The organism is Lysinibacillus xylanilyticus, assembly GCF_001708185.1.
GTDB lineage: Bacteria > Bacillota > Bacilli > Bacillales_A > Planococcaceae > Lysinibacillus > Lysinibacillus xylanilyticus_A.
The window spans coordinates 43226-55202 of record NZ_MDDN01000013.1 but is presented as its reverse complement, the minus strand read 5'-3'; the positions used below and the strand labels follow the sequence as shown (position 1 = coordinate 55202).

At 36.8% G+C, this 11977-nt stretch carries 11 protein-coding genes; 7 read left to right on the top strand and 4 right to left on the bottom strand.

Annotated features, from left to right (window positions below; all coding sequences use genetic code 11):
• Nucleotides 1-363, top strand: coding sequence for a YxeA family protein (locus BFJ97_RS18410; protein WP_068986109.1), 363 nt, complete (start codon nt 1-3; stop codon nt 361-363).
• A 24-nt stretch (nt 364-387) separates the two neighbouring features.
• Here the strand turns inward: BFJ97_RS18410 and BFJ97_RS18405 are convergent, their stop codons facing one another.
• Both BFJ97_RS18405 and BFJ97_RS18400 read right to left on the bottom strand, forming a co-directional pair.
• Nucleotides 388-1776 (bottom strand): sensor histidine kinase, encoded by a 1389-nt coding sequence (locus BFJ97_RS18405; RefSeq protein ID WP_068986108.1) that lies wholly within the window; start codon nt 1774-1776, stop codon nt 388-390.
• Complete coding sequence (locus BFJ97_RS18400) at nt 1773-2495, bottom strand: response regulator transcription factor (protein ID WP_068986107.1); 723 nt, start codon at nt 2493-2495, stop codon at nt 1773-1775. Before BFJ97_RS18400 ends, BFJ97_RS18405 begins: the two co-directional genes overlap by 4 nt.
• A 245-nt stretch (nt 2496-2740) precedes the next feature.
• Between BFJ97_RS18400 and BFJ97_RS18395 the strand changes: the two genes are divergently transcribed.
• The 3 genes from BFJ97_RS18395 (at nt 2741) to BFJ97_RS18385 (ending at nt 5209) form a co-directional block, all read left to right on the top strand.
• Nucleotides 2741-3307: a sigma-70 family RNA polymerase sigma factor gene (locus tag BFJ97_RS18395; RefSeq protein ID WP_254660203.1), complete on the top strand. Its 567-nt coding sequence runs from the start codon at nt 2741-2743 to the stop codon at nt 3305-3307.
• A complete protein-coding gene (locus tag BFJ97_RS18390; RefSeq protein WP_068986105.1) occupies nt 3304-4338 on the top strand; it encodes a DUF4179 domain-containing protein in 1035 nt (344 codons plus the stop codon). The genes BFJ97_RS18395 and BFJ97_RS18390 overlap by 4 nt, the downstream gene beginning before the upstream one ends.
• Before the next feature lie 256 nt (nt 4339-4594).
• Nucleotides 4595-5209 (top strand): PH domain-containing protein, encoded by a 615-nt coding sequence (locus tag BFJ97_RS18385; RefSeq protein ID WP_068986104.1) that lies wholly within the window; start codon nt 4595-4597, stop codon nt 5207-5209.
• Nucleotides 5210-5655: 446 nt separating this feature from the next.
• On the opposite strand, the gene lepB is transcribed toward BFJ97_RS18385, so the two are convergent.
• On the bottom strand, nt 5656-6198 hold the full coding sequence (lepB, locus tag BFJ97_RS18380) for a signal peptidase I (protein ID WP_068986103.1): 543 nt from the start codon (nt 6196-6198) through the stop codon (nt 5656-5658).
• A gap of 184 nt (nt 6199-6382) precedes the next feature.
• Here lepB and BFJ97_RS18375 point away from each other — a divergent pair, with 184 nt between their 5' ends.
• From BFJ97_RS18375 to BFJ97_RS18365, 3 genes are all read left to right on the top strand, one after another.
• Nucleotides 6383-6610 (top strand): hypothetical protein, encoded by a 228-nt coding sequence (locus tag BFJ97_RS18375; protein WP_068986102.1) that lies wholly within the window; start codon nt 6383-6385, stop codon nt 6608-6610.
• Between the two features lie 291 nt (nt 6611-6901).
• Nucleotides 6902-8260 carry an acetamidase/formamidase family protein gene (locus BFJ97_RS18370; protein WP_068986101.1) on the top strand — a complete coding sequence of 453 codons (1359 nt, stop codon included), beginning with the start codon at nt 6902-6904 and terminating at the stop codon, nt 8258-8260.
• Nucleotides 8261-8929: 669 nt separating this feature from the next.
• Nucleotides 8930-10405, top strand: a complete 1476-nt coding sequence (locus BFJ97_RS18365) for a hypothetical protein (protein WP_068986100.1) — start codon at nt 8930-8932, stop codon at nt 10403-10405.
• Nucleotides 10406-10654: 249 nt separating this feature from the next.
• On the opposite strand, the gene BFJ97_RS18360 is transcribed toward BFJ97_RS18365, so the two are convergent.
• Nucleotides 10655-11839: a CaiB/BaiF CoA transferase family protein gene (locus tag BFJ97_RS18360; protein ID WP_068986099.1), complete on the bottom strand. Its 1185-nt coding sequence runs from the start codon at nt 11837-11839 to the stop codon at nt 10655-10657.
• Nucleotides 11840-11977: the final 138 nt, after the last annotated feature.

Below are 11977 nucleotides of genomic sequence, written 5' to 3'. Positions count from 1 at the left end.
ATGAAAAAGGTTTTCTTAGGTATAGGAGCATTGTTCTTATTGTTTGTAGTAGGTCTTGTTGTCCTAATGAACGTGGATTTTAACCGTTTAAATAAAGAAGCATACTATGTTCAAATCACTACTGATGGTGAAATAGAGGAATATAAGCTAGATAGTGGGGAAATTATGAAAATGTATTGGTACGAGCTACCTGCTTATGACGAAAACGGTAAAGAGCACACATTAAAATTTTCAGCTCAGAAAAATTTACGCCATGATGCATACATGAAGCTTTACGTAAAAAAAGAAACGGAAGTTACATCATATGATGAAGTAAAATTCCATGAGCTACCTACAAAAGTACAGGAGCTTATGGAGAAATAAGAAGAAGGAGTAGTCCGCATAGGGCTACTCCTTTTTTTCTACAGGTAATTGAATACTGACAGTTGTACCTTGTTGTTCTTCAGAGGTAATCGTTACAATTCCTCCGTGTGCTTCAATGATATCTCTAGCAATAGCAGTACCTAAACCAGTGCCAAGTGTTTGCTCAGTATTTGTACCTCGGTAATAGCGTTCAAAAATATGTTCAAGGTCTTCAGCAGAAATGCCGCTACCATTATCAGAAATCGTAATAGAATGATCATCAACATGAATATTGACTGCAACATCAAAAGGATTATGAAGTAATGCATTGTGTAAAAAATTCATCACGGCTCGTCGCATAAAGTGCTCGTCAATGTGATGCTTAATATCCTCTTTCGAAGCATTAAATTCAATATTGGCCTGCTCATATTGTGGTGTATTGAGTGTATCAATAACAATTTCGCGAATAAATTGCACCATATTTACCTCGGTTAAGCTGAGCGGAAGCTGTTGATGTCTTAATCGCATAGTTAAATTTAAATCATCCAATAAATCCTGCATATGCAATGATTGTTTTTCGATAATCTGAGCATATTCTGTTTGTTCATAAGGAGTCGATTTTCCATCATTCAGTAGCTCCGCATAACCACGAATCGAGGCAAGAGGCGTTTTCATATCGTGTGAGACATTACTGATCCATTCCTCGCGCATGATCTCTAACCTTTTACGTTCCTGCTCATGTGCAGTAAGCTCTCTTGATACTTCATTTAAATTCTCAAAAACTGGCTTGTACACACCACCGAGTACTTTATTAGTCACATGCTCATGATTCTTTAAATGACGAATACGTTCAATCATTGCATAAAGTGGCTTTGTTAATGTTCGCCCGAAGAGCCAGCCAACGAGTGTGGCTACTAATAAATCAGCAATTACAATGAGAAGTCCAAACTTGCCGATAAATTGTAATGCCGATGAGCCAGAAATATGAAATACATATCTAGAAATACCACTTCCCTTGATGCCAATCAGATAACTTATACTGTCTTTACTTCCCACATAAACGGTTGTATCACCATCGAATTCTTTATATTTATAAACTTGAATGAGGTCAATTGGTGCATAGTGTGAAAGAGCTTTCTCTGGTGCGAAGTGGGCATCAACGACTTGTCCCTTGTCATCAAGCAATTGAATCCAAGCATTTCGCTGATGCAACTGTTGAAGCCCTTCTTTACTTACAGAAGGTGTTCCGTTATTTATATCGATATATTGCTGAAAATCACGAACGTATCTTTCCTCTGAATACGCAGAGTCATAATAATTACTGAACTGTTGGAAAATAAAAAAACCAATTAAAATTGCCGTATTCACAAAAATAACAATGATGACGATGGAAAGCACAGAAAGTAGAAAGCGGGTAGTTAGTTTCCACTTCATCCCTGCGCCTCTTTTGGGATGACAAATTTATAGCCAAGCCCTTTTATAGTTGTAATATACACAGGTTTGGAAGCATCTTTTTCAATCTTTTCGCGCAGTCGTCGAATATGCACCATAACGGTATTGTCTGAGCCGAAAAAGTCCTCTCCCCAAACACGCTCGAACAGCGTCTCTTTACTTAATATTCGATTTGGATTGTGCATAAAGCAAGCCATCAAGCCAATCTCCTTCGCCGTTAGCTCCAATAAAACGCCGTCCTTATGTACCTCCGTTTCATCTCCATTTAACAGGAATGGTCCAACTTGTATGGTCTTCACGGGGGCAACTGGTGCAGTTTCCTGCATTTGATAGCCGGCTCTACGAAGCTGTGCCTTTACTCGATAGGCGACTTCTTTAGGACTAAAAGGTTTCGTAATATAATCGTCTCCACCAATGGCAAGTCCTAAAAGTTTATCAATTTCCTCATTTTTCGCCGACATAAAAAGGACTGGTACATGCGACACCTCTCGAATACGTCGGCATAAATCGTAGCCCTCACCATCTGGAAGCATCACATCGAGAAGTACAATATCGGGTTGTGTCTGTTGAAAGCTTGCCCATGCTTCTTGAATGGAGCCAGCTGTACGAATTTGCTGATAGCCCTCTTTTTGTAGACTGACTTTTAGTAGATTGGCTAAATCAGCTTCATCATCCACCACTAAAATAGTCGGTTCTTGCATAATTAAACACGTCCTTCCTCTTTTTATGTAATCTCTAATAGTTTTTTAACAATAACGCATTGTTATTACTTTTGAAAGTGGCTTGAAGGACTTTTTCTTATTATAAATGAAACCTACTCGAAAGACGAAATGATGTCATTGCCTGCTATTGGGATAGCTATACGCTTAAAAAAGTTGAGAGTTTTAGTAAGTGAGCTTCGATATAGTAGTGAAGAAGCTTTTTCAATAAGCATAAAGGAGGCGAAATGATGAGATGTTCAGCTAAAAATTTCATTAGCCGTTTACAAAACCAAAAAGAAGATGCGCTTGAGTATGTCATTGAGCAATATTCAGGCTTCGTAAATGCGATAGCTTATAAAATCCTTTCCGGCATAAATAAGGACTCTATTGATGATTGTGTTAATGATGTTTTCCTAGCCATTTGGCAAAATGCAAAGCAATTTAAAGGCGAACCTGAGGATTTCAAAAAATGGATAGGGATGCTGACAAAATATAAAGCCATAGATTTATTCCGTAAGCTTGAAAAACAACAAGCACGAGAGAAGGGAGACGAGGAGCTCTTGCAAAAGCCAGATCTAAAAGATACACAGCAGGAGCTTTTGAAAAAGGAGCAACGAAACGATCTATTAGTAGCAATTAGTCACTTAGAAAATATTGATCGAGATATTTTTATGATGAAGTATTATTTGCAATTAACCAATACAGAGATAGCAGAAGCGCTGCATTTATCAAAAGCGGCCGTTGAAAACCGACTTTATCGAGGAAAGAAGAAACTAGCATCAACAATACAGCTAAAGGAGGCATTCATATGACGAAAAGTTATAAAGAGTGGCTGGACCTGGATGTGGAACAAATTGAACCAATCGAACTATCTGCACAGCAAAAAATGAAGCTTAAACAAAAGATTTTAAAGAAGCAAACACCGAGAAAACGTATGCCAAAATGGGTGCGTCATATAGCAGCGGCTGCAATTATCGGCATAAGTGCAGTGACAACTATTAATTTCGCCTTTCCAACCCTTGCATCACAAATTCCGTTTATGAAAAATATTGCTAGCTATTTTGATCATAATAACACGATGTTCGAGAATTTTGATAGTTACGCAAAAGAAGTTGGTCAGGTGCAAGTTAGTAACGGTGTATCGATGATGATAGAAAATGCTGTGTACGACGGCACTTCATTAACCATATCTTTTGCGCTTGAAAGCGAGATAGATTTGGGATCACATCCATTTTTACAAGGTCTTTTTATGGATGTTAAAGGTGCTGGAGGGATGGGAGGGAGTTGTCGACTTGAAAAAATAAGTGATACTAAATATGTCGGCTTAGCAAATGTGACACCTCATTTCGATAAAGAAGTACCAGATGAAATAGAAGTAACGTGGAAGCCAGAAGCTTTTCTCAACATGAATAACGATACAAAAGTGGAGGGTGATTGGGCCTTTAATTTTAAGGTTCCTAAGTTAGCAGGTGAGCTACAGCTAGTCAATGAAACCGTTACAAACTATGATGTCACTGCACGATTTACAGCCCTTGGAAAAAATGATATGTCCACTGTTATTCATTATGAATATGAAGTTGTTCCAGAGATACTAAAAAAGTGGCCAGAAGTTACAGTTCAATTTGATCAACTGCAAGACAATCTTGGCAATATCTATGTAGTAAACGGAAATGGTGCTAAAAGTGAGGACAATGGCATTTCCTATAAATCAAGCGCTACTGTACAGGCCATTGAACCAGCGGCTACATCCATTACATTTGTTCCTGTTATCTATTTCTCCTTGGGCTCAGGGCAAGGAGTGGAAATAAAAGAGATGGATTCTGTGACAATTCCATTAAATTAAGATTACCCATGGAAAGTGTGCATATCCACAATTGAAATATAATAATCTATGAAAGATGAACGAAAGGGTTTTTGTGCAATCAAAAAGCACAGAGACCCTTTATTGTTGTAAATCGTCATAAGAATTTTTATGAATAGACTATTGGATCTTTTTTAACCATTGTAGTCTTAGTGTTTTTAGGAATACCAATGTCTTTTTGAAACTTTTTACAGATGAGAAGCGTAATAATAGTATCAACCATTTAGGAGGAAAAATGATGTTTAAAAAAATAGCAGCAGACGCGCTTGGACTTTCAGATATTGGTGTAGTTGTTACTCGTGAGGATTATGATAAGACGGATGCAGATGATTTTATCCTGCATGAAATTGATGAGAAAATATATTTTTTAATTAAGACGAAATCAGATGAGTATTGCTTTACAAATCGTGCAATTATTCATGTAGACGGTGAAAGCGCGATGAGCAAAAAGCGTTTACTGCGTCGTTACGACTACGCAATGCACAATATTAGTGATGTTTTCCTCGAAACAGCAGGAACTATTGACCTTGATGTCGAAATTAAATTTACAATCGACAATACGCCATTATCAATTGACATTCATAAACGTTTTATAGATGACATTAAAGATTTATATAAAGCGTTGAATGCTATCAGCTATGAGCAAAAGCAAAATGCATACAAGCTAGAGGTGGCAGAAAAGAGTTTATCCATTGCTTCTTCATCAATTGGCCGTATCGGTAATGACAATGTCACACCGTCTGCATCATTCGAGGAAATTACACGTTTTGCAAATAATTGGATGATTGACCATAAGGACAAATACAAGAAGGAAGATTTCTCACATATTTTTGATTTATACATGAATAACTAAGGAAATGTAGGGCTACTAAAAAGAAAACTAGTATGCTTGAAGATATTCTTCCATGCACAATATATGGACAGAGCAAATAGGCTGTACACAATCAAATGTAAATAGCGATGATTGTGTACAGTTTAAATATATTGGTATGGCCTAATACACGACGTACTTATATATTCAGTCGTTATTAAAAGCAGCTATCCGATAAAGTTCTATTGTCCGAAATAGATATTTACTACCTCGATTTTAGTATTATTAGCAATTTACAATGAAGGAAGCAGAACCTTTTGGAAAAATGGGATTTTCTTTTTAGGAAAATAAATTCTTAAAAGTGATTTTTATCCAAGTCGTACTTTCAATCATAACAATTGCGGTGGCCTTTCTATGAACTTTAGAACCACTTCTATCAAATAGAGACTTCATAAATAGCATTCATTTGATATTACATCTTGAAATATTTAAAATACGTTTAAATCACTCAAGGGCAATAATAAAATGTCAACACGACCGACAATATTTTCTTCTAGAATAAATCCTATTGTTTGATCACGGCTATCTGTACTATAGCGACGGTTATCTCCCATTACAAAATAATACCCTTCTGGTATGACTATTTCGCCTGAAATATCTTCTAAAGTAAAATCCAATGTTAATTGTACAAAATTATACACATTTTCTTTATAAGCTGCTAAATGTGGTTCATCTATCTTGTCCCCATTAATAAAAAGAGCGTCATTTTTAAATGCAATATGTTCACCGGGCAATGCGATGATTCTTTTCACATAGCCATTATCGTTTAATTTAAAATTTACAACATCGAAACGTTCATATTGTTTTATATGTTTCTTTACTAGTAAAATACTCCATTCACCTAGTGTCGGTTTCATTGACTCACCAATTGATAGAATTGGTTTATAGAAATATAGCGAGATGACGCATACAAGAAAAATACAAATGATAGAACTAATTATATAGTATTTGAAAGTTCTACTATACTTCATTAATATCAATTCCCCCTTATCAATGGTGCAAACATATTTGAGTTACTGAATAATTTTTTTGGCTCATTTGTTTTAAAGATTTGTCATAGCTCCTAAAAATTTAAATAAATTAAAATTTTCAAAAAATAATATATTTATATTATACAATTAATTTAGAAATTATTAAATTTATAGGAGGCATTTTATGAAAAATCAAATTTCTCTAATTGTCCATTGGATCCATATGATTTTAGGATTCGTATCTGGGGTATTGATATTTTTAGGTATAAAGTGGTTAGGGGTACCAACTTTTGATAAATTACTTTATAGAGTTCTTGGTCCACCTAATACATTCAATATTGTTTTAGCTCTCTTGCTAACCACTACACTCATTTTCATAGTACTGAAACTACCGACATATAATAAGAAATGAAGATAATTCTGGTCAAAATAAAGTGCAGACTTTTACAATACATTTGTACGAGTCTGCACTTTTTTATGTATAGATAGTAGCTTTAAAATAGTAGAAATACACTGATAAAGAAGTGATTTCTATACAATTTCGAATTATCAATGCATATGTGTAGTGACATTTTCCTCGAAATGGAAGGGGATATCGATCTTAATGTCGAAATTTAACTTTATATAGGAGAATTTTTTAGACACTTTAAGTTTTTAACAAAAATCTATATACATAAAATCAGAACTAGGAGCGTGACGAAAAATGATAAACGAATTGCATGTGCTTGAAAAAGAAGAAAAGGAAAGTGATGACCTTGTACAGCAGCCGCAAGCCGTCGAAACATTATTCGTAAATGAGTTCATAGATGGTATTTTAGATCCTCAGCAAAAAATGCTTGGTCCTGTAAAAGATGGTGGGACAATTATTGCTAATACAACGCCAGGATGCTGGGGTCCGATGCTAACACCAAAGATTCGTGGTGGGCATGAAGTGACAAAGCCTGTATTTGTAGAAGGGGCAGAGGTAGGAGATGCCATTGTCATCAAAATTAAATCCATACAGGTGACATCATTAGCAACAGCATCTGGACATGATGAGGCAATTCCGGATCGATCTATTGGGGATCCATTCGTATCAGTAAAATGCCCAGGCTGTGGTAAGCTGCATCCAAGTACAGTTGTCAAAGGGATAGGTCGGCAGTCCATTCGTTGTTCGACATGTGATACAGAAACATCACCTTTTAACATGACAAATGGTTATACAATGGCATTAGATCATAAAGGTAATATTGGTGTGACTGTTGGCCGAGAAGGGGCTCGCCGTATTGCTCTTGATGCGAAAAATTATATGCGCACACCTGAAAATTCTGTGCAAAATCCTGTAGTAGCATTAGCACCGAGTGATTTGATAGGTGTTATGGCAAGAATGCGTCCTTTTTTAGGGCAGCTTGGAACGACGCCTTCAAAGGCGATGCCAGACTCTCATAACGCTGGTGATTTCGGTTCGTTTTTAATCGGAGCACCACATGAATATGCATTTACGCAGACTGAATTAGATACACATCGCACGGATGGGCATATGGATATAAGCCGTGTTCGAGAGGGAGCAACAATTATTTGTCCTGTAAAGGTCCCAGGCGGCGGTGTGTACATTGGTGATATGCACGCAATGCAAGGGGACGGCGAAATTGCAGGACATACAACGGATGTTGCTGGTATTGTTCAACTACAGGTAAGTGTATTGAAAAAAGTAGATTTGGACGGTCCTATTTTGTTGCCAAATACAGAAGATTTACCGTATACAGCGAAACCTTTTACAAAGGAAGAAAAACGTCGTGCACGTGAGCTTGCTGAGGAATTTGGAGTTAAACATGTGGAGGAGGCATTCCCTGTATCGGTGGTTGGCTCTGGAACGTCATTAAATGAGGCAACAACGAATGCTATAAGCCGTGCTGCAAGGCTCTTTGAGATGAGTGAGCCAGAGGTTATGAATCGAGCGACAATTACAGGCTCGATTGAAATTGGTCGTCATCCAGGAGTCGTCACAGCAACCTTCCAAGTACCTAAAACAGTACTGAAAAAAGCACGAATTTATAAGCCAGTGAAAAAACAATATGATTAAATGCATAAAGAGAGACCCGAAAAGGAAGCAAACTAGAAGTATTTTATAGTTTGCTTTTTTTTTTGTTGTAGGGAGGGAATCTGCCGCTGCGCTTTCGGGGCAGAAAAACATCCCTCAAAAAATTTGACGGATGTGAAAACATTTTTGCATCTGCCGCTACGCTTTCGATGCAGAAAAAATACGTCAAAACTTTGACGTATTTTTTTGTAACTATTTAGATGGTCGCTCGTCTACTGTTGTGAGAATACTTTTTCTCAATTATATTGGTGAATGGTGCATAGTTTTTATTAGTTGTGCGTTTTATGGCGCTAGCTTTGTCTAGCGTAGGCAATGAGCTATTTGTGACAATACAAATGGGCTACCAACTTATGAGTGATTGTCCAATGCTCATTTGCCGTTCTTTTTTTGGATATTTCATAGCAGCAAGCTTAATCTTTTAACCCATCTAGAAGGTATTTGTACCTTTATAGATGGCTTTTTTTATGCTGTTGTAGCCAAAATGTTGAATTTGCACAAATACTTTTGTTGTAACTTCTTAATGCATATTACGATTTTTTTAGCATATGTTGGATAAGATTTGTTATATTGAAGAAAGAGTGTTTACGGCACGTATTTTACATGATAGGGGAAGATCTTTGTTGGTAGAATTTGATAGGGGGCTTCAGTTGCATGCTGTTGGATTGTGATGAGCAGTTATTCATGACATTTAAACATAGTGGTGAAAAGGGTGCTGAAAAGTTACTTTCGAAATGGTTGGAAGCAGAGACGGACTCTCAAGTAGACCCGAAAATACTAGGTACTGCACTTTCACCAAATTTATTTTTAGTGAATGAAGAAACGGCGATGAATATTGCGTTTTCAACTGCACGAAAATATTGGGGGCGCGTAACGGGAGATATGCAAACGTTTTTTAACAAGCATGGTTTGGATACTAAATTTGTAAATGACCGTCTCGATGCTTTTTTTTATACGCAAAAAGGCAAGGAAACTTTTTTTGAGCAGCTTTTTGCACAGCATACAATGGACTTAGAACGATTAATCTGGCTAATTTTTGGGAAGCGAATGCAAATTACAATGCCAGTTAACGAGCTACAAACTATATTTTTATATAAATTTGAAAATGTATATTTGGTGCATATGATTTATAAAGAAGATGCACAATTTTGGCATTGGCTTTTCATAAAAAAGGTTTATTCACTGTTTATCCACAAACCTTTAGAACAATTCACATTTATCCATGAAATGATGGGTCATATTGAACGATCTACACGAAAAACTTATGCACATGTGAATAACTTTGTGAATAATTACAAAAAAACTCTGGATAAGTGTATAACTTATGTGGATAACCGTAATTCTACTTGTTTAGCAAAAAAACAGCTACATCTTTACCAGATTGTCACGCACTATCGTTTAGCAGAAGGGGATTATCGATGTGTTAAAGCATTAATTACTTCCTTTGAAGCGGATTGGCGTTATTCGATGTATGCATTAACGGAGAAAGAAAAGGTTCTGATTGCATATCTTCTTTTTCATATAGCGCATCAGGAGCAGAATGATGAAAGTGTTATTCAATACGGTGAGTATTTGTTAGCGGATGAACGGCTTAATAATTACGCGATAGAGATTTTGTTGGAATATAAGGAGTTATTGCCTAATCGTAAGCCAACACCACCGGCCATAATTAAAAATTATGACCTTAATTTTTTAGAAAATTTATATGCTGTATTGCTTGATCATTATGTAAGAATGGAGCGTTATCAAGAAGGGCTCCTGCTTTTAAAAGAACATGTACTAGCATCCAATAAAAAAATACATGCCACTTTAGTCCAGAAAAACTATAGTAATGAGCAATTTATCGCGATTGAGGCGTCAGTTCAGCAAGATATTGCTCTCCATGTTAATAATTCATTACAGCATATAGGTTTGTCAGTGGAAGAATGGCGCCAACGTTACCATCATCCAGATACGTCTTATTATTTGGTAGCACAGAGCGCATCCTTGCATATGCTAAATATTTTAAAAGTTTTATTTGTGACGGAGCAGTATGAGGTTTTTGAAAAATTAATGGAGATTTATAAAAAATATCTACTCATTGACGATCATTTCGAAAAGCTACGAGTGTTTGTAAGTGCGTATGTTTAACTTCTGTTGCTGTCGCTAGCGCTTTCGCACAAAAAACATCAGTTGCTGTCGCTAGCGCTTTCGCACAAAAAACATCATGTTGCTGTCGCTGCGTTAGCACTGCGCTTTCGCATAAAAAACATTTGTTAGGCTAAAGCCTCTGGACGCAATTATGCCGAGGCATAATTGATTAGAAGTACAAACAAGAGTGTCTAATATGTTTGCATTAGACACTCTTGTTATTTATTTCGTGTTGTTGGCGTAAGGGTGCTAATCTAAAACCCCTTTGTCCTGTAAGTCAGCAATTTGCTCGGCACTATAGCCAAGTGAAGATAGAACTTCTACATTATGCTCTCCAAGCTTGGCACCGACATGCTTGTACGCGGGATTGGCACCGTCAAACTTAAAAGCAGATGCAATTTGTTTTTGTATTGTACCATCGCTTTTGGGAATATCCACAATCATGTTACGAGCCGTAAGCTGTGGATGCTCACATGCTTCTGGAAAAGTTAAAACTGGTTCGACACATCCCTCGAAATTCTCGTTAAACACTTCAAGCCATTCATTGTAAGTCTTTGATAAGAACGCATCATGGACGGCCTCTTTAAAACGAATTTGTGTATAGTATGAATCATTGAAAGTATTATCAATAAGCTCAGGAATATCAAGTGCTTCACAAAGCAATTTGCGGAATTGAGGCTCAAGACTTCCTACTGAGAAAAATCGGCCATCCTTTGTTTTGTAAAAGTCATAGTAGCTTCCACCATTTAAAATTTCCTGCTCAGGCTGAGGCACACGACCACCGCCAATATAGGCAGACCCATACATAGCATTGAGTGAGAAGACAGCATCCGTCATACTTATATCAATAAATTGTCCTTCACCTGTTTTTTCACGATGTAAAGCTGCTGCGAGAACTCCAATTGCAGCGTGCATTGAACCCCCTGCAATATCAGCTAGCTGAATACCCATTGAAACAGGTTTTTTATCTTGATGGCGTGAGTAATCAAGTAAGCCAGCTAATGATAAATAGTTATTGTCATGTCCTGGTCGATTGCTATATGGTCCAGTTTGTCCATAACCTGTAATAGCACAATAAATAACCTTTGGATTTACTTCTTTTAGTGCTTCATAGCCAATGCCAAGACGTTGCATGACGCCTGGTCGAAATCCTTCGATAATGACGTCGTATTCTTTAACGAGTGACTTCACAATTTCTACAGCTTCAGGCGACTTTAAATTTAATGTTAATGATTTTTTAGAGCGATTCAAATGTTGATGAATATATGCCTCATGATCATCATCATAAGGTGGCATAATACGCGTTAAATCTACACGTTTTGATGATTCAACGTGAATAACCTCTGCGCCTAAATCAGCAAATATCATTGTCGCCATTGGACCTGGTAGTAATGCAGAAAAATCGAGAATTTTTAACCCCTTTAAAATACCCAAATCTCCCAACCCCTTTTTGTGTAGGCTACAATGCCATCTTTTAAGAAGGTATTGTAGCGCTTTTCTCATTATCCCCATTTTGTGAAAAGCGTGTACCATATCTGTATTAATACAGAATAACGGTAAATTTATCAGTAT